This window comes from Kitasatospora sp. NPDC051702 (genome assembly GCF_040681575.1).
Taxonomy (GTDB): domain Bacteria; phylum Actinomycetota; class Actinomycetes; order Streptomycetales; family Streptomycetaceae; genus Kitasatospora.
In genome coordinates this window covers 38,883-56,980 of the sequence record NZ_JBFAZB010000037.1, presented here as the reverse complement: position 1 = coordinate 56,980, position 18,098 = coordinate 38,883, and the positions used below count along the sequence as shown (strand labels likewise).

13 protein-coding genes are annotated in these 18,098 nt (G+C 75.0%); 11 read left to right on the top strand and 2 right to left on the bottom strand.

Annotated features, from left to right (window positions below):
- Positions 1–3: 3 nt before the first annotated feature.
- A complete protein-coding gene (locus AB0N04_RS26915; RefSeq protein WP_360212286.1) occupies positions 4–1,317 on the bottom strand; it encodes an alpha/beta fold hydrolase in 1,314 nt (437 codons plus the stop codon).
- Positions 1,318–1,967: 650 nt separating this feature from the next.
- Here AB0N04_RS26915 and AB0N04_RS26910 point away from each other — a divergent pair.
- The 7 genes from AB0N04_RS26910 (at position 1,968) to AB0N04_RS26880 (ending at position 12,004) form a co-directional block, all read left to right on the top strand.
- A complete protein-coding gene (locus AB0N04_RS26910) occupies positions 1,968–4,094 on the top strand; it encodes a glycogen debranching N-terminal domain-containing protein (protein ID WP_360212339.1) in 2,127 nt (708 codons plus the stop codon).
- A 150-nt stretch (positions 4,095–4,244) separates the two neighbouring features.
- Positions 4,245–5,003: an NUDIX domain-containing protein gene (locus AB0N04_RS26905; protein ID WP_360212284.1), complete on the top strand. Its 759-nt coding sequence runs from the start codon at positions 4,245–4,247 to the stop codon at positions 5,001–5,003.
- A gap of 274 nt (positions 5,004–5,277) precedes the next feature.
- Complete coding sequence (locus AB0N04_RS26900; RefSeq protein ID WP_360212283.1) at positions 5,278–6,795, top strand: ABC transporter ATP-binding protein; 1,518 nt, start codon at positions 5,278–5,280, stop codon at positions 6,793–6,795.
- Between the two features lie 3 nt (positions 6,796–6,798).
- Entirely contained in the window at positions 6,799–7,704 is a 906-nt protein-coding gene (locus AB0N04_RS26895) for a hypothetical protein (RefSeq protein ID WP_360212281.1), read from the top strand.
- A 126-nt stretch (positions 7,705–7,830) separates the two neighbouring features.
- The gene (locus tag AB0N04_RS26890; protein WP_360212279.1) at positions 7,831–8,763 is read left to right on the top strand and encodes an FCD domain-containing protein; all 933 of its coding nucleotides are present in this window, start codon (positions 7,831–7,833) and stop codon (positions 8,761–8,763) included.
- A 456-nt stretch (positions 8,764–9,219) separates the two neighbouring features.
- Positions 9,220–10,866 carry an RNA polymerase sigma factor gene (locus AB0N04_RS26885; protein ID WP_360212277.1) on the top strand — a complete coding sequence of 549 codons (1,647 nt, stop codon included), beginning with the start codon at positions 9,220–9,222 and terminating at the stop codon, positions 10,864–10,866.
- A 208-nt stretch (positions 10,867–11,074) separates the two neighbouring features.
- Positions 11,075–12,004: a serine protease gene (locus tag AB0N04_RS26880; protein WP_360212275.1), complete on the top strand. Its 930-nt coding sequence runs from the start codon at positions 11,075–11,077 to the stop codon at positions 12,002–12,004.
- 193 nt (positions 12,005–12,197) lie between these two features.
- On the opposite strand, the gene AB0N04_RS26875 is transcribed toward AB0N04_RS26880, so the two are convergent.
- Complete coding sequence (locus AB0N04_RS26875) at positions 12,198–12,428, bottom strand: hypothetical protein (RefSeq protein WP_360212273.1); 231 nt, start codon at positions 12,426–12,428, stop codon at positions 12,198–12,200.
- Between the two features lie 539 nt (positions 12,429–12,967).
- Between AB0N04_RS26875 and AB0N04_RS26870 the strand changes: the two genes are divergently transcribed.
- The 4 genes from AB0N04_RS26870 to AB0N04_RS26855 all read left to right on the top strand — a co-directional run bounded on the left by AB0N04_RS26870 (position 12,968) and on the right by AB0N04_RS26855 (position 17,692).
- Positions 12,968–15,079, top strand: a complete 2,112-nt coding sequence (locus AB0N04_RS26870; protein WP_360212271.1) for a DNA topoisomerase IV subunit B — start codon at positions 12,968–12,970, stop codon at positions 15,077–15,079.
- 156 nt (positions 15,080–15,235) lie between these two features.
- Positions 15,236–15,721, top strand: a complete 486-nt coding sequence (locus AB0N04_RS26865) for a DUF1453 domain-containing protein (protein WP_360212269.1) — start codon at positions 15,236–15,238, stop codon at positions 15,719–15,721.
- 41 nt (positions 15,722–15,762) lie between these two features.
- On the top strand, positions 15,763–16,923 hold the full coding sequence (locus AB0N04_RS26860; protein WP_360212267.1) for a histidine kinase: 1,161 nt from the start codon (positions 15,763–15,765) through the stop codon (positions 16,921–16,923).
- Positions 16,924–16,996: 73 nt separating this feature from the next.
- Positions 16,997–17,692: a response regulator transcription factor gene (locus tag AB0N04_RS26855; RefSeq protein WP_360212265.1), complete on the top strand. Its 696-nt coding sequence runs from the start codon at positions 16,997–16,999 to the stop codon at positions 17,690–17,692.
- The last annotated feature ends 406 nt before the right edge of the window (positions 17,693–18,098 follow it).

Genomic DNA, 18,098 nt, shown 5'->3' with positions numbered 1-18,098 from the left:
CCGCTACGCCTCGCCGTGCGCCATCTTGATCAGCCGGTCGAGGACCTTCCCGCCGCTCACCCGCAGGCCGTCGTGCTCCCATTCGTTGGTGACCCAGGTCCGCAGGCCGCGCACCGCGCGGGCGGTCTCCAGCGAGTCGGCGGTGTCCACGTACATGTCGTCGTGGTAGACCGCCGCCACGACGGGCACCGTGTTGGCGGCCAGCCGCGCCGGGTCGTACAGGTCCGGCCAGTCCGCGCGGGCGGCGAGCAGGTCCGCGGTCTCCTTCAGCGGGCGCAGCGCCGGATCGGTGTCGAACATCCAGGGGTAGATCATCTCCCCGGTGAACAGCACCGGGGCGTCGGAGTCCAGCGCGGCCCGGGCGTCGAACTGCGGGAACTCCTTGCGGACCCGCTCGGCGGCCCAGGCGGTGCCGCCGGTGTCCACCGAGCGCTGGCCGTAGATCGACTCGTGCAGCACGGCGTACAGCGGGCCCTCGGCGAAGGACGCCTTGGCCTGGACACCGGCCAGGAAGGTATCGGAGAGCTCCGGGCCGTCCACTCCGTCCACCCAGGCCTCCTCCAGCAGGTGGTGGAGGGCGCCCGAGCCGCTGCCGCCGCCCAGCATCATCCCGAGGGCCTGGAAGGCCTCGACGGTCAGCCGGCCGCCGTCGGGAAGCGGCGCCGGGGCGGCCGCGAGGTGCGCCGCGATCCGCCGCACCGCCTCGACGTCCTGCGGGAACCGTGCGTAGTGGTCCTCGTTCTTCCGGACGACCCGGGGGTAGGCGGCGCGGTAGACGTCGTCCGCCGAACTGCCGAGTCCGGCCAGACCGCCGGTGATGAAGGCTTCGGTCAGACCCTCGGGGGCGAGGGAGAGGTAGGTGAGGGTGCAGAAGCCGCCGAAGCTCTGGCCGAGCAGGCTCCAGCGCCGCTCCGCGCCGAGCAGCCGGTGCCGGATCAGCTCGGCGTCCCGCACGATCGAGTCCGCGCGGAAGTGCGCCAGGTAGTCGGCCTGCGCCCGGGGGCCGCCGCGCCGGGCGAGGGTCTGCCGGTTCGCGGGGGTGGACCGCCCGGTGCCGCGCTGGTCGAGCAGCAGCACCCGGTAGTCGTCGAGGGCGCGGTCCAGCCAGGCGTCCCGGCCCAGCGGGCGGTTGGCCTTGCCGCCGGGGCCGCCCTGGAGGAAGAGCAGCCAGGGCAGGTCGGCCTGCTCGCGGCCGGCGGCGACCACCTCGCGGGCGTAGACCTCGATCTGTTCGCCCTGCGGGGCGGCGTGGTCGAGCGGGAGCTGGAAGACGTGGTCGGTCGTGACAATCCCGGGCAGCCGGCTGACGGTGGACATGCAACTCCTCGGTCTCTGCTGGTCACAGCGATGGGGTCGCGGCTCACGGGGTCACCGGGTGCGGGCACCGCGACCTCCGCACCGTATCCTGGCCGCGGTCGGGCGCCGGTTCGACGGCGGCCGTCCACTCGACCAGGAGTACGGCACCGCACCGGAGCCGGCTCCGGCGTGGTCCACGGGCCGGAGCGCGGCGTCCGCCGCCCGGTGGCGGACCCACGAGGCCGCCCCGGCGGAGCGACGGTGACGGCCGGACGCTGACGGTGCGGCCGGTGACGGCCCGACAGCGGTGGTACGACCGCCCGAGGGGCCCGGTGTGAGAGGTCACACCCGGTGTCGGCCGTGACCTGGGGGCGGTGCGCGGCGTTGACCCCGGGGGCCCTGCGCCCGGCCGCCCGGCGGGCCCGGGCGCCATGACCGACGACCCGTCGGGCACCGTGGCGGGCCGGGGCGGGCGAGGGGCGTCGCGCCGGTACCCGTCCGGTACCGCGCACCGCTTGGCACGACCCGGCACCGGGTACGGCCGGACAAGCACAGCCGCCGACGGGACACCCCGTCGGCCCGCACCACCAGCACGCGATCGAGCATGCTCGCGGCCCACCGGCCTGACCCGGCCACCGGACCGCCGAGGGGAGGAGAGTCCGGTGACCGCCATGAGGCCACCACAGGCCATGCCGGCCGAGAGCGTGGTCGGCGCGCCGCCGAGACCGGGCGGCCGCGCCGACCAGGTCCCGGCCGGCGGGCCGGCGGGAGCGCCCGCCGGGCCGGGCCGACCCGCGGCCCCGCCGCGGCCGCAGCCGCCCGCCGTCCACCACGCGGTGCTCTGCGTCAACGCCCCCGGGATGGCCGCCTCCGGACCGGACGGCCAGCTGCGCGGCCAGGGCCTGCACGGCTTCTACCGGCACGGAGTGCGGGTGCTCGCCCGGATGGAGCTGCGCCTGGGCGGCATGGAGCCGCTGCCGCTCCAGGGCACCTCGACCAGCACGGCGCAGGCCCGCTTCCTCGGCGCCGTGCGCCTGCCCGGTGACCCGGACCCGGATCCGGCGCTCACCGTCGAGCGGCTGCGGCACGCCGACGGCGTCGAGACGGTCATCGTCCGCAACACCGGCAGTCGGCCCGCCCGGCTGCCGATGGAGATCGCCCTCGGCACCGACCTCGGCCCGGTCGCCGAGATCGCCGCCGGGCACCGCCCGCCCGACCTGCCCGGCCAGGTGCAGTCCGCCGGCCTGCGCTGGGCGGGCCCCGCGCACAGCGCCGTGGTCAGCGCCAAGCCCTCCCCGCACGCGGTGCTGGCCGGCGCCGGAGTGCTCCGGTGGGACTTGGAGGTCCAGCCCGGCGCCCGCTGGTCGGTCGAGTTGCGCGTCGAGCTGGAGAGCGCGGCCCCGGGCCCGCGCCCGCCCGGCGGCCGCGGCACCGGTGTGCCGCTGCCCTGGGCGGAGCCCGGGGTCCGCTGCGACGACGCCCGGGCCGCCCAGCTGGTCACCCGCTCGCTGGACGCCCTCGGCGGGCTGCTGTTCGCCGATCCGGACCGCCCGACCGACCTCTACCCGGCCTCCGGCGCGCCCTGGCGGTTCGGCCTCGCCCCGGCCGACGCGCTCTGGGCCGCCCGGCTCACCCTGCCGCTCGGCACCCGCCTCGCGGCCGGCACCCTGCGGGCACTGGCCCGCCGTCAGCAGCTCGCCCCCGCCCCGGGCCGCACCGAGGGCCTGCTGCCCGGCGCCCTCCGGCACGGCGGCCCCGAACTGCCGCCCACCTGCACCGCCACCGAGGCCACCCTGCTGTTCGTCACGGTGCTGGCCGAGGCCTGGCGCTGGGGCCTGCCCCGGGCGGAGACGGCCGACCTCCTCCCGGCCGCCGAGCGGGCCCTGTCCGCGCTCCGCGACGGCCTGGTCGACGGCTTCGTCACCGACCTCAGCCGCCCGGCGGAGGACCGCGCCGCGCACCCGGTGGCCGCCCGCACCGAGGTCCAGGCCCAGGCCCACCGCGCCGCCCTGCACGGCGCGGACCTGCTGGAGGCCTTCGGCCGCCCCGGCGCGCAGGAGTGGCGCAGCTGGGCCGCCGACCTGCGCGGACGCTTCCGCGAGCGGTTCTGGATCGACGACCTCTCCGGCGGCCGGCCCGCCGCCGGGCTCGCCCCGGGCGGCCAGCCGCTGCCGGCCGTCGCCTCCTCCCTGGTCCACCTGCTCGACACCGGGCTCGCCGCCGACGGCGGCCGCCACGAGACCCTGCTGGACCGCGAGCAGACCAGGCTGCTCGCCCAGCGGCTCGCCGCGCCGGAGCTGGACAGCGGCTGGGGTCTGCGCACGCTCAGCGCCAAGTCCCCCCGGTTCAACCCGCTGGGCCACCGCGGCGGCGCGGTGCGCGTGCACGAGACGGCGCTGGCGGTCGCCGGTCTCGCCGAGGCCGGTCACGAGAACGAGGCCGGCGCCCTGCTGGAGGGGCTGCTCGCCGCCGCCGCCCACTTCGAGGGCCGGCTGCCCGAGATGTACGCGGGGGAGCAGCGCACCGCCGGCTGCCCGCCGGTGCCCCATCCGGCGGCGTGCCGCCCCGCGGCCGTCTCGGCGGCCGGCGCCGCCCACGCGGTGTTCGCACTCGCCGGGGTCCGTCCGGACGTCCCGGGCGGCCGGGTGCTGGTCCGGCCGGCCAGCACCGCGCCGCTGGGCGAGCTGGAGCTGACCGGCCTGCGGGTCGCCGGTGAGCCCTTCTCGGTGCGGGTCAGCCGGATCGGCGTGGCGATGGTCGAGGAGGCCTCCGCGGAGCTGCAGCTGGTCGCCCGCTGACCGGCCCCGCCCGGTCGCCGGGTCGGGGCGGGGCCCAGGTGAGGGGGGCGGAGGGCGGAGCGGCCCGCGGCCGGCGGGTGCGTAGCCGCCCGGCCGCAGTCCGTGCACGGGCCTGTGCTTATCGTCAGAAAGACGACTATGATCGTCGCCATGTCGCGCTACGATCCGTCGGCCTTCCCCCCGTTCGCTGTCACGGTTGACCTGGTGGTTCTGACGGTGCGCGACCACGCGCTCTGCGCCCTGTTGGTCAGACGTGGTGAGCCGCCGTTCCAGGGGTACTGGGCGCTGCCCGGCGGCTTCGTCCGCCCGGACGAGGGCCTGGCCGAGGCAGCCTCCCGGGAGCTGGCCGAGGAGACCGGCCTGCGCGCGCACTCCGCCCCCGGCCACGAGGCCGTCGGCCCCGGCGCGGCCGGCGCGCACCTGGAGCAGCTCGCCACCTACGGCCACCCGCAGCGCGACCCCAGGATGCGGGTGGTCAGCGTCGCGTACCTGGTCCTCGCGCCCGACCTGCCGACCCCGCGGGCCGGCGGCGACGCCAGCAGCGCCCGCTGGGCGCCGGTCGTCGAACTGCTCGGCCAGAGCCCGGCCGACGGCGTCCCGCTCGCCTTCGACCACGGGCTGATCCTCGCCGACGGCGTCGAGCGCGCCCGCTCCAAGATCGAGTACTCCTCCCTCGCCACCGCCTTCTGCCCGACCGAGTTCACCGTCGGCGAGCTCCGCCGGGTCTACGAGGCCGTCTGGGGCGTGGCCCTCGACCCGCGGAACTTCCACCGCAAGGTCACCGGCACGCCAGGCTTCCTGCTGCCCTCCGGTGGCACGACGACCCGTCAGGGCGGGCGTCCGGCGCAGCTGTTCACCGCCGGCGGCGCGACCGTCCTCAACCCGCCGATGCTGCGCCCGGAGTCCTGACCGGTCCCGGCCGCGGCCCCCTGTCGTCGGCCCGGCCCGCCGCGCCGCCCACCGGGCGGCGTACCCGCCGGGACGGTCCCGGCGGGCCCCGGGATCGGATTGTCCCCTGATCGGGTGAGGTGGACGGCGGGCGGGCCCGCGCCGCTCCCGCAATGCCCGGAATCGCCGCCGCCTCCCCCTAGTGTGCTGGCGCGGAGCCGTGCGGGCACAGGCCGACAGCACCGGGGGCGCTCCGCTTCCAGCAGGCCGGCCGAGGGCATGGGAGCAGGCAGCGATGATCCAGATCACCGGACTGACCAAGGTCTATCGCAAGGGCGATCCGCCCGCCGTCCTCGACCTGACCTTCGACGCCCGACCCGGCCTGGTGACGGCGCTGCTCGGCGCGGAGGAGGCGGGGAAGTCCACCGCGCTGCGGCTGATGCTCGAACTCGAACGCGGCCAGGGCGTCACGCTCTTCGGCGGCCGCACCTACCGCCGGCTGCGTCGCCCCGAGCGCCAGGTCGGCGTGCTGCTGCCGGGCCCCGGCCAGGGGGCGGCCGCGGTCGCCGGCCACCCGGGCCGCCGCGCCCACGGCCACCTGCGGATGCTCGCCGCGGCCGTCGGCGTCCCCGCCCGGCGGGCCGACGAGCTGCTGGAGCAGACCAGGCTGGCCGCCGTCGCCGGGCAGCGGCTGCGCAGCTTCTCGCCCGGCATGCACCGCCGGCTCTCCCTGGCGGCCGCGCTGCTCGGCGACCCCGGCACCCTCCTGCTGGACGCGCCGACCGAGGGCCTGTCGCCGCGCAACGTCGAGTGGTTCCACTCCTTCCTGCGTTCGTTCGCCGTGGCCGGCGGGACGGTCCTGGTGACCACCCGCACCCCGCAGGAGGCCGCCCAGCTCGCCGACCGGGTCGTCACCCTGGACCGCGGCCGGCTGGTGGCCGACCAGCCGGTGTCGGAGTTCCGGCGGACCCGCCTCAGCCCCGAAGTCGCCGTGCGCGGGCCGCAGATGGCGCGACTGGCCGACCTGCTGGTCAGCCAGGGCGCCGAGGTGCGCCGGGACGGCGGCGCGGGGCTCGCGGTGGCCGGTGTCGAGCGCACCGAGATCGGTGAACTCGCCTACCGCCACGGCATCCTGCTGCACGAACTGGCCGACCGGGTGGTCGAGCAGCCGGCCCCCCGGGCCGTGCTGCCGGTCGCCTCGGGCCGTGCCGATCACCCGGGCGTCCGGCCGGTGACCACCGTCGAGCCGGGCCCCGCCCTCGCCGCGGACACCCCGACCGCCCCGGCCGCCCCGGCCGCCGAGGTGCCGCGGCACCGGGACGCGGCCGTGCTGCCCACCCGCGCACTGCCCGTGGTCTCGGCCGCGACGGCCCTCTCGGCCCTCGCCGCCGCCCGCCGGGCCGCGCCCGCCGAGCCGGCAGGGCCCCCCGAGCCTGCGGGGCCCGTCGGGCCCGGCGACTCCGCCGATCCCGAGGACGTCCCCCCGACCGTCGCCGTGGACCGGCTGTTCCGCAACGGCCCCGGCGGTCCGGCCCGCCGCGACCGCACCGACCGCTCCGACCGCACCGAGCCCACCGCATCGGTCGGGGCCGACGGGTCGGCCGAGGACCCCGTGCCGCCCCTCTCGGAGACCCCGGCCGCGACCCCGGCCGCGGCCCGCGCCAACGCCGCGGACCTGCTGACCGAGGACACCGTCCGGCTCGGCCGCCTCACCCTGACCCCGCCCCCGGCCCGGTCCCCGGAGGCGGCCGCCACCGAGGCCCCCGCCGCGCCGGCCGCCCCCGCCACCACCGACGACCACCGGAGCGAGTGAACCGTGCGAGTCCTGGCCTACGAGCTGCGCCGTCTGCGCGGCCTGCGTTCCACCTGGCTGCTGCTGGCCGCCGTGCTGCTCTGCGACGCCGCCGTGGCCGCCGTCCTGGCGGGTCAGACCCCTGCCGGCCCGCTGCCCGCGGCCGCCGGGGTGCGGCTGCTGACCGCCGCCGTGCCGCTGGTCCCGCTGCCCTTCGCGGCGCTCGGCGCGGGCGTGCTGGGCGCGCTCTCGTACGGGCACGAGGTGCGCCACCCGGGGCTGCCGGCCTCGCTGGTGTCCTACCCGCGCCGGGTCCGGCTGCTGCTGGTCAAGCTGCTGGTGATCGGCCCGGTCGCGGGGCTGCTGGCGCTCGCCACCCTGCTGCTCGACGCGGTCGCCGTGCACCTCGCGCTGCCCGCCGGGGTGACGGTGGCCGCCTGGGCGCAGCCCTCCGCGGTGTCGGGCCGGGTGTCCGGGGCGCTGGCCGCCGCCGGGCTGGACGGTCTGGCGGACCTCCCGGGGGTCTTCGCCCCGGTCGGCCCGGCGGTCGGCCACGGCGTGCCGGCCGCCCTGCTGGCGTTCGTCCTGCTGACCGTCGTGGCGGGCTGGACCGGGGTGCTGACGGCTTCGCTGACCCGCAGCGCGGCGGCCGGAATGCTGCTGCTGTGCGCGCTGCCCCCGCTGCTGGAGTCCGGGGTGGCGCTGCTGCTGCGGCAGACCGGCCGGCCGTGGCCGGCCCGCGCGGCGGGGCTGCTGCCGTTCCAGTCCGGCATCGAGTGGGCCTACGGCTGGGTGTACCGCGGGGGCCGGGAGGTCGCGGCCGGGGGCACGGCGCTGACGGATCCGGCCCTGCTCGCGGCGGTCGCCGCCCCCGCGGCGGTGCTGCTGCTGGCGGCCCTGCTGGTCCAGGTCCGGCGGCGAGCGCTCTGAGGCCGGCGTCGCCGTCCGCCGGACGGCTGTCGCACCGAAGCACCAAGATCGACCAGCAGTGACCGTAATGAGCGGTTCTTCCTGATAAGAAGTCAATTATCCAGTCGCGGTCGATCACCCTTTCGTGTGCTTTTCACGAGAATTCTCAAGCTGCGCCTGCCGATCGCCGACAAAGGAGCTGTGAGTACCCTTGCGCACCCCACCATGACCCCCGCCCGTTCCGCCGAAGGGCCCATCCACGGCCCCGGCGATCTGGACCGCTTCTCGTACGCCGACCGGCCGACCCCGCCGGCCCCCCGCTGGGAGGGCGCCGAGTCCGACCTCGTGCGGGTCGGCCGCAAGACCACCAGCAGCCGCGGCCGCGGTCTGCACGGCCAGCTGGTCCAGCAGCTCGGCCAGATGATCGTCTCCGGCGACCTCGGCGCCGACCGCCCGCTCGTCCCCGAGGAGATCGGCCAGCGGTTCGAGGTGTCCCGGACCGTCGTCCGCGAGTCGCTGCGCGTGCTGGAGGCCAAGGGCCTGGTCAGTGCCCGGCCGAACGTCGGCACCCGGGTCCGCCCGGTGGGCGACTGGAACCTGCTGGACCCGGACATCATCGAGTGGCGCGCCTTCGGCCCGCAGCGCGACGAGCAGCGCCGGGAGCTGTTCGAGCTCCGCTGGGCGATCGACCCGCTGGCCGCCCGGCTCGCCGCCGGCCACGGCCGGGAGGACGTCCAGCAGCGGCTGGTCGAGCTGGTCGAGATCATGGGCCACGCCGCCGCCCAGGCGGACCTCTCCACCTACACCCGGGCCGACGCCGAGCTGCACGGCCTGGTCCTGCAGATGGCGGGCAACCGGATGCTGGAGCACCTGTCCGCGATCGTCGCCGGCGCGCTGCAGGTGTCGGGCGGTCCGGCCACCTCCTGCGAGCGGCCGTCCGAGGCCTCGGTCAGCCTGCACGCCCGGCTGGTGGACGCGCTGGGGACCGGCGACGGCACCGCGGGCGAGGTCGCGATGCGGGCGCTGCTCACCGCGCACCCCGAGATCGAGCCGTCCGTGCCGGCTCCCCGGGAGCACTGAGCGGGCTGTTCCGACGAGCCGGGGCGCCCCGGGCGTCCACCGCTCCTCCAGAGCCCTCCGGCCGCGCCCGTGCGGTGCAGCCGGAGGGCCTCTGCACACCGGTGGCCCGACCGCAACCCGAAATGTAGCGCCCATGACAACAGGTTTCGGCGCGAGTGCGCGATGATGGACTCCGGCCCGGTGGCCGCGGACGCCGAGTGGTGTGACCCGCGACACGAAGGCCATGCGTAACACTTGACGAGTAGCAGCGATGTCTCCTGAGCGGGAGCAGCTCCGGAATACTCCAACATGTCAGAATGCTGTGTTGGTCCGCGGCGCTGCTGCCGTCCTGCAAACCCAGTCCTCAAGCCCGAGTCGGTCGGAATCGACACCGCGCGTGCGACGCGCGATCTCCTTCCCCGCCCGCTCGGGCGGCCGGTACGGGTTCGAGTCCACTCATCGTCCGAGAGGTTGTTCGTGTCGGCCAGCACATCCCGTTCGCTTCCCCCCGAGATCGCCGAGTCCGCGGCTCTGCTGGCGCTCATCGAGCGGGGCAAGGCCCAGGGGCAGATCGCCGGTGACGACGTGCGCCAGGCGTTCGAGGCGGACCAGATCCCGGTCACCAAGTGGAAGAACGTCATGCGCAGCCTCAATCAGGTGCTGATTGAGGAGGGCGTGGACCTGATGGTCAGCGCGGCCGAGCCGGCCGGCGCCAAGCGCAAGAGCGTTGCCGCCAAGAGCCCCACCAAGCGCACCGCCACCAAGGCTGTCACCACCCGGACCCCGGCCGCTCCGTCGGCCCCGACCAAGCCGCCCGTGCGCATCGCGCCCGGCGCTCCCGTCGCGGCCCCGGCCGTCGCGGCCGCCGCGGCGCCCGCGCCCACGGTGTCCGCCGAGATCACCGCCGAGGGCACCACCGTCGTCGCCGAGGCGCGTGCCGTCGCGGCGAAGAAGGCTGCTCCGGCCAAGAAGGCCGCGGCCAAGAAGACCGCCGCGCCCGCCAAGAAGACCGCCGCCAAGAAGACCGCCGCCGGCAAGGCCGGCAAGGGCGACGAGGAGCTGATCGGCGAGGAGGAGCTCCTCGAGGACGTCGCGCTGCCGGCCGACAAGGCCGGTACCGAGACCGAGGGCGCCCCGGAGGAGGAGTCGGAGGGCTTCGTCCTCTCCGACGACGACGAGGACGACGCGCCGGCCCAGCAGGTCGCCGTCGCCGGTGCCACCGCCGACCCGGTCAAGGACTACCTGAAGCAGATCGGCAAGGTCCCGCTGCTCAACGCCGAGCAGGAGGTCGAGCTCGCCAAGCGCATCGAGGCCGGCCTGTTCGCCGAGGACAAGCTCTCGGCCGCCGACAAGCTCGCCCCCAAGCTCAAGCGCGAGCTGGAGATCATCGCCGAGGACGGCCGTCGGGCCAAGAACCACCTGCTGGAGGCCAACCTCCGTCTGGTGGTCTCGCTGGCCAAGCGCTACACCGGTCGCGGCATGCTCTTCCTGGACCTGATCCAGGAGGGCAACCTCGGTCTGATCCGTGCGGTCGAGAAGTTCGACTACACCAAGGGCTACAAGTTCTCGACCTACGCCACCTGGTGGATCCGGCAGGCGATCACCCGCGCCATGGCCGACCAGGCCCGCACCATCCGCATCCCGGTGCACATGGTCGAGGTCATCAACAAGCTGGCCCGCGTCCAGCGCCAGATGCTCCAGGACCTGGGCCGCGAGCCCACCCCGGAGGAGCTGGCCAAGGAACTCGACATGACCCCCGAGAAGGTCATCGAGGTCCAGAAGTACGGCCGCGAGCCGATCTCGCTGCACACCCCGCTGGGCGAGGACGGCGACAGCGAGTTCGGTGACCTGATCGAGGACTCCGAGGCGGTCGTCCCGGCCGACGCGGTCTCCTTCACCCTGCTCCAGGAGCAGCTGCACTCGGTGCTGGACACCCTCTCCGAGCGCGAGGCCGGCGTGGTCTCGATGCGCTTCGGCCTGACGGACGGTCAGCCGAAGACGCTCGACGAGATCGGCAAGGTGTACGGGGTCACCCGTGAGCGCATCCGCCAGATCGAGTCGAAGACCATGTCGAAGCTGCGCCACCCGTCGCGTTCCCAGGTGCTGCGCGACTACCTGGACTGATCCGACCCGGCCGACGAGGCCGTGAGTGCGTGGCGGAGGCCCGGAGCCGGACGGCTCCGGGCCTCCGTGCTTCCCCGGGCCGGGCGGGTCAGCGTCCGGGTGCCGGTTGTCCCTCGTCCGGGTGGCGGTGTGCCGGGAACCGGACGCGGAGCGTAGTCGATCACCTACGCTGTGCCGGTTGCCTGCCGCCGAGCCGACTGGAGTCACGGTGCCGCCCATTCCGGACCGCGCTGTCCTGCCGACCACCGCCCCGCCCCCGGCCCGTCCGGCCGCCGCCCTTCCGCCGGCCGCCCTCCCCGCCGCCGCCCGTCCGGGCCGGCGTCGACGGGCCGCGGTGCTGGCGCTGCTGGCCGCCGTGCCCGTCCCGCTGGTCGCGCTCGGCACGGCCGGGCCCGCCGGGGCGCAGCGCCGGGTGGTCGGGGGCGCCGCCGAGAGCACCGCCGACCACCCGTGGGTGGTGGCGCTCTCCAGCCGCCAGCAGTTCGGTGCCGGCCGGTCCGGTCAGTTCTGCGGGGGAGCGCTGGTCACGCCGACCAAGGTGGTGACAGCCGCGCACTGCTTCTACGACGAGTCCAGGGGTGCCAGGGTGGACCGGCCGGGCCTCAAGGTCATCGTCGGCCGGGACGACATGCGGGGCTCGGTCGGGCGCGAAGTCTCCGTCCGGTCGGTGTGGATCCACCCCGACTACGCCTTCAGCGCCAACATGAACGACGTGGCGGTGGTCACGCTGACCGACTCCCAGGGCTCCCGCCCGGTGATCGACCTGGTCGGCCAGGGCGAGACCGAGCCGTACGCGGCCGGCACGACGGCCCGGGTCTTCGGGTGGGGCGACACCACCGGGAGGGGCAACTACTCGCCCGTGCTGCGCGGGGTGGACGTGCCGATCATCGCGGACCAGACCTGCGCGCACGCCTACCCGGGCGGACAGGACGGCAAGTTCGACGCCCGCGGCATGGTCTGTGCGGGCGAGGAGAAGGGTGGCAGGGACGCCTGCCAGGGCGACAGCGGCGGCCCGCTGGTCGTCGCCGGGCGGCTGGTGGGCCTAGTCTCCTGGGGGACGGGCTGCGCCGAGGCGGCCCACCCCGGCGTCTACACCAGGGTGGCCTCGGTCGCGGACGCGGTGCGCTCGGTGCTCTGAGGTGCGCGCCGTGCGCCGCGGGTGACCGGCCGGTCACGTTCTGACGCGGCGTCGGTGCGCAGCGTGCCTGCCCCGGGCAACAGCAGAGCCGGGCGACCGGCCCCCCGAGGGGGACCTGCCGCCCGGCTCACCGGTCACGCGCGGTGCATGGCCGGACACAGCTCGACGCTGGCTGCTGGTGTGGCGCCCGGGATCAGCGCTCGTCGTCGGAGGCCGTGGCGTTGGTGGTGCCGAGCCGGCCGCTCTCGTCCTGTATCTCCACGGCGATCTTCTTGAGCTCGGGCTCGAACTTCCGGCCGTGGTGGGCGCAGAAGAGCAGCTCTCCGCCGCTGGCGAGTACGACGCGCAGGTAGGCCTGGGCGCCGCATCGGTCGCAGCGGTCAGCCGCGGTGAGCGGGCTCGCAGGTGTCAGAACAGTAGTCACGTCGCCTCTTCTCTAGCTCGACGAGCTGTCGTACCAGGGTCAACATCCAACCAGGCCGAAAACGTTCCCGCTCGTGGCTTTTCTTCTCTGAGGATTCTGCTGTGTTGATGAGGACGTGCCCCGGGGGCCGGTGGTTCATGCGTGCCCGTTCCCAGGATCCGCCCGTCGCTCGAACGCCCGATCGGGACGGGGTGCGAGGTCCGCGTAGCATAATCCTCTGCCGGGTTGGAGCATAAGCCCCGTCCCGGGCCCCGGTAGCCTGCATAACGGCAGTTCCGGAGCCTGCACCAGACCCCACGATCCGCCAGGACCGGTGGTACCGGGAGGAGATGGCGCCCCGGAGCCCCGGGTGCCGGTACGGTCCTTGTTCGCGCAGCGCGTACAAGCTGCGCGGAGGCGGCCCGCCGTGCTGGGCACCCGCCGGAGGGGTTCGGGCACCCTGGGCGACGACTGTCGGTGCGGCGTGCTGCACTGGCGGGCGGGCCGGACGCGTGCCGGATGTGACCGATGAGACAGAACTTCACCGAGGAGAGTGCCGCGTGAGTGCCGAAACGACCGTGCCGTCCGCACTGCTGGCCGGCGACGACGGTTCCAACTACACCGCTCGGCACCTGCTCGTCCTGGAGGGCCTGGAGGCGGTTCGCAAGCGCCCCGGCATGTACATCGGCTCGACCGACAGCCGCGGTCTGATGCACTGCCTCTGGGAGATCATCGACAACTCGGTCGACGAGGCGCTGGGCGGCTACTGCGACCGCATCGAGGTCCTGCTGCACCCGGACTCCTCCGTGGAGGTGCGCGACAACGGGCGCGGCATCCCCGTCGACGTCGAGCCCAAGACCGGGCTGTCCGGCGTCGAGGTCGTGATGACCAAGCTGCACGCCGGCGGCAAGTTCGGCGGCGGCTCCTACGCGGCCTCCGGCGGTCTGCACGGCGTCGGCGCCTCCGTGGTGAACGCCCTCTCCGCCCGGCTCGACGTCGAGGTGGACCGCAGCGGTCACACCCACGCGATCAGCTTCCGCCGCGGCACCCCCGGCATCTTCACCGAGACCAGCCCGGACGCCCCCTTCGAGCCGGCCAACGGCCTGACCCGGAGCCGCAAGGTGCCGAAGACCCGCACCGGCACCCGGATCCGCTACTGGGCCGACCGGCAGATCTTCCTCAAGGACGCCAAGCTCTCCCTGGAGAACCTGCACAGCCGCGCCCGGCAGACCGCCTTCCTCGTCCCCGGCCTGACCATCGTCGTGCGTGACGAGCGGCTCACCGAGAGCGAGCAGGTCGAGGAGTCGGTGTTCCGCTACGACGGCGGCATCGCCGAGTTCTGCGAGTTCCTCGCCCCGGACAAGCCGGTCTGCGACGTGCTGCGGCTGCGCGGCGAGGGCACCTTCAAGGAGACCGTGCCCGTCCTCGACGAGCTCGGCCACATGACCCCCACCGAGGTCACCCGCCACCTGGGCGTGGACATCGCGCTGCGCTGGGGCGCCGGCTACGACACCACGCTGCGCTCCTTCGTCAACATCATCGCCACCCCCAAGGGCGGCACCCACGTCACCGGCTTCGAGCGCTCGCTGGCCAAGACCGTCAACGAGGCGCTGCGCTCCGCCAAGCTGCTGCGCGTGGCCGAGGACGACATCACCAAGGACGACGCCACCGAGGGCCTCACCGCGGTGGTCACCGTCCGGCTCGCCGAGCCGCAGTTCGAGGGCCAGACCAAGGAGGTGCTCGGCACCTCGGCGGCCAACCGGATCGTCGCCGCCGTCCTCGCCAAGGAGCTCAAGGCCTTCCTCACCTCGGCCAAGAAGGACCACAAGCTCCAGGCCCGGGCGGTCATGGAGAAGATCGTCGCCGCCGCCCGCACCCGGGTCGCCGCCCGCCAGCACAAGGAGGCCCAGCGCCGCAAGACCGCGCTGGAGACCAGCTCGCTGCCGGCCAAGCTGGCCGACTGCCGCAGCGACGACGTCGACCGCAGCGAACTCTTCATCGTCGAGGGCGACTCCGCGCTCGGCACCGCCAAGCTCGCCCGCAACTCCGAGTTCCAGGCGCTGCTGCCGATCCGCGGCAAGATCCTCAACGTGCAGAAGGCCTCGGTGAGCGACATGCTCAAGAACGCCGAGTGCGCCGCGATCATCCAGGTGATAGGGGCCGGCTCGGGCCGCACCTTCGACATCGACCAGGCCCGCTACGGCCGGGTCATCTTCATGGCCGACGCCGACGTCGACGGCTCGCACATCCGCACCCTGCTGCTGACCCTCTTCCACCGCTACATGCGGCCGATGGTCGAGCAGGGCCGGGTCTTCGCCGCGGTGCCGCCGCTGCACCGGATCGAGCTCACCAACCCCAAGCGCGGCCAGGAGAAGTACCACTACACCTACTCGGACGCCGAACTGCGCTCCACCCTGCTGGAGTTCCAGCGCAAGGGGCTGCGCTGGAAGGACCCGGTGCAGCGGTACAAGGGCCTCGGCGAGATGGACGCCGACCAGCTGGCCGAGACCACCATGGACCCGCGCCACCGCACGCTGCGCCGGATCAACCTGGGCGACCTGGAGCAGGCCGAGAAGGTCTTCGACCTGCTGATGGGCAACGACGTCGCCCCGCGCAAGGAGTTCATCGTGGACTCGGCGGCCACCCTGGACCGCTCCCGCATCGACGCCTGACGCGCCCCGCGCGGCGAGGGCCCTCCACCTCCGGGTGGAGGGCCCTCGTGCTGCCGGTTCCACCCGCGGTCCACCCCGGCTCCGATCAGCGCGGGGCGCCGGATCCGTAGCGTCGGGGAGGTCAGTTCAAGTCTCCCCCCGGGACGGAGTAGTCCGATGTCGGCCCTCGTCAACCTCCTCGTGGTCGTCGCGGTGATGGCCCTGGTCATCCGGCGCCAGATGCGCCCGCAGCGGCTGGACGGCGACCGCCGCTTCTGGGTGCTGCCGGTGGTCCTCGGCGCGCTCGCGCTGCGCGACCCCCGGCTGATCGACCACGAGCACACCGTGCTCTCCGCCACCCTGCTCGGCTGCGGACTCGCGGCGGTGCTCGCGATGGGCTCCGTCTGGGGCTGGACCGTCCGGCTCTGGCGGGCCGAGGACGGCGCGCTCTGGGCCAAGGGCACCAAGGCCACGATGGCCGCCTGGGCCGGGATGATCTTCATCCGGCTCAGCCTCTACGAGACCGGCGCCGTCCTGCACGTCCACCAGGCGAGCAGCGCGCTGCTGCTCAGCCTGGCGGTGCTGCTGCTGGTGCGCTCGCTCGTGGTGAACTGGAGGGCCCGGATGCTGGAGGCCCCGGACCGGGTCGCCGGGCTGCGCTGACCGACCGCTGACCGACCGCACCGAGCTCCGAGGAGGAACCCGTGGCCGGGTGGTACTGGACCCGCTGGCCGTCCCGCGAGGGGCTGGAGCGCGACGCCGAGAGCGGACCGCGCCGGCTGCTCACCGGGCTCGGCCGGGCCGTCCTGCTGATCACCGTCTGCTGGGGGACCTTCGCCGACGGCAGGTACGCGGGCTGGGCGGTGGTGGTGGCGGTGGCCGGGCTGGCCGCCGCCGTCGGCCTCAGCGCCGGCTACCTGCACGCCAGCCGGGAGCAGCACCCGGTGCCCGCGTTCGCCCTGTCCGCGGCGGTCGTCGGCGCGGCCTGGCTGGCGAACTGGGGCGGGGCCATCCTGCTCGCCGACGTGCTCTGGTACGGGCTCGCCGTGACCGCGCTGGTCCGGCTGCCGCCCGCGCCCGCGGTCCTCGTCGCCGCCGCCGCGCTCGGCTCGTACACCGCCGTCAGCTGGGCGAGCTGGCTGAGCATCATCGCGACCGTCGGAGGGCTGGTCATGCTGGGCTACCTGATGCGGCTGGACCTCGAGGCGCGTGGCACCGCCCGCCGGCTGCTGGTCCAGGAGCGCGCCGCCCGGGCCGCCGAGACGGAGAGCGCCGCGCTCGCCGAACGGGCCAGGATCGCCCGGGAGATCCACGACGTGCTCGCCCACAGCCTGTCCGCGCAGCTCGTCCACCTGGAGGCGGCCCGGCTGATGCTGGACGCGGGCACCGACCGCGAGCAGGTCCGCGAACGGGTCGTCGCCGCGCGGCGGATGGCCCAGGACGGGCTGGCCGAGACCAGGCAGGCGCTGTCGGCGCTGCGCGGCGAGTTCACCCCGGTCGGGGAGTTCCTGGTGGAGCTGACCGAGCGGGAGCGCGCCGCGCTGACCGTCACCGGCAGCCCCCGGCCGCTCGCCGCGGAACCGGCCCTCGCCGTGCGGCGCACCGCGCAGGAGGCGGTGACCAACGTCCGCAAGCACGCGCCCGGCGCCCGGTGCTCCGTCGAACTGCGCTACCTGGCGGACGCCGTGGAGCTGGAGGTGCGCAACTCCAGGGCCCCGCGCGGCGAGACGCCCGGAGGGCTCGCGGCCAGCGGCGGCGGGTACGGTCTGCTGGGGATGCGCGAACGCGCGGAACTGCTCGGCGGCACCCTGCTGGCGGGCCCCGAGGACGGAGGGTGGCGCGTGCAGCTGCGGGTGCCGGGGTGAGCGGGCGGGGCGGGTCGGCCCGCGGAGGGCGTGGGCGCCGCGGGGCGGCGACGGGATGCGGCGGGACGGGCGGATGAGCGGCACGGGGACGACCAGGGTGCTGGTGGCGGACGACCAGACGGTGGTGCGCGAGGGCATCGTGATGCTGCTCGGGCTGCTGCCCGGCATCGAGGTGGTCGGCGCGGCGGCGGACGGCGAGGAGGCCGTCGCCCTGGTGGAGCGGCATCACCCGGACGTGGTGCTGATGGACCTGCGGATGCCCCGCTGTGACGGCGTCGAGGCGACCAGGCGGATCCGGACCGCGCACCCGGAGACCGAGGTGGTGGTGCTCACCACCTACGCCGACGACGACTCGCTGTTCCCGGCGCTGCAGGCCGGGGCGCGCGGCTACCTCACCAAGGACGCCGGCGGCGAGGAGATCGCCCGGGCCATCGCGGACGTCCGCTCGGGCGCGGCCGGACTCTCGCCGCAGATCCAACTCCGTTTGCTGGAAAGGCTTTCGGAGCACCCCGGGGCGCCGACGCCGACGCCCCGGGAGCCGGTCGGCCGACGCGGGGCGCTGCCGGACGGGCTGACCGCCCGGGAGGCCGAGGTGCTCGCCCTGATCGCCGACGGGCTCTCCAACGCCGAGATCGCCCAGCGGCTGTTCGTCAGCCAGGCCACCGTGAAGACGCACATCAACAACCTGTTCGCGAAGACCGCGGTGCGGGACCGGGCGCAGGCCGTCGCGTACGCGTTCCGACACGGGATCACCGGTACGCAGCAGTAGTCGGATGAGTGTCTGTCGGATCATCGATCACCTCATCGAGTGAACGTATCTGCAATGGTCAGAGGCGCTGCCCGGCGGCCCCCATGATGGTTCGGGTCAGAGTGCCCGCCGGTCCAGGAGCAGCAGTGCCACAGCAGCAGACCAGCAGTCCCGGGCAGGGGCAGCGATTCGACTGGTGGGCCGCTCCGGCTGCCGCCACCGCCTCCGACCGGACGGCGGCACCCGGCCGACCGGCGGTACCCGGCCAGTCGGCGGTACCCGTTCGGCCGACCCCCGCACGGGAGGTCCCGCCGGCCCCGGCGGTACCCCCGGCCGCAGCCCCGGCCGCCGGGCCGTCGGGCGCCGGGCCGTCCACCGCCGCCGGGTCGTCGGGCGCCGGGCCGTCCGGTGCCGGGCCGGTCGAAGC

Bases quoted from the DNA above. Each gene is read 5' to 3' on its own strand.
- AB0N04_RS26915 (WP_360212286.1), bottom strand. From the start codon at position 1,317: ATGTCCACCGTCAGCCGGCTGCCCGGGATTGTCACGACCGACCACGTC.
- AB0N04_RS26910 (WP_360212339.1), top strand. From the start codon at position 1,968: ATGAGGCCACCACAGGCCATGCCGGCCGAGAGCGTGGTCGGCGCGCCG.
- AB0N04_RS26905 (WP_360212284.1), top strand. From the start codon at position 4,245: ATGTCGCGCTACGATCCGTCGGCCTTCCCCCCGTTCGCTGTCACGGTT.
- AB0N04_RS26900 (WP_360212283.1), top strand. From the start codon at position 5,278: ATGATCCAGATCACCGGACTGACCAAGGTCTATCGCAAGGGCGATCCG.
- AB0N04_RS26865 (WP_360212269.1), top strand. From the start codon at position 15,236: ATGTCGGCCCTCGTCAACCTCCTCGTGGTCGTCGCGGTGATGGCCCTG.
- AB0N04_RS26855 (WP_360212265.1), top strand. From the start codon at position 16,997: ATGAGCGGCACGGGGACGACCAGGGTGCTGGTGGCGGACGACCAGACG.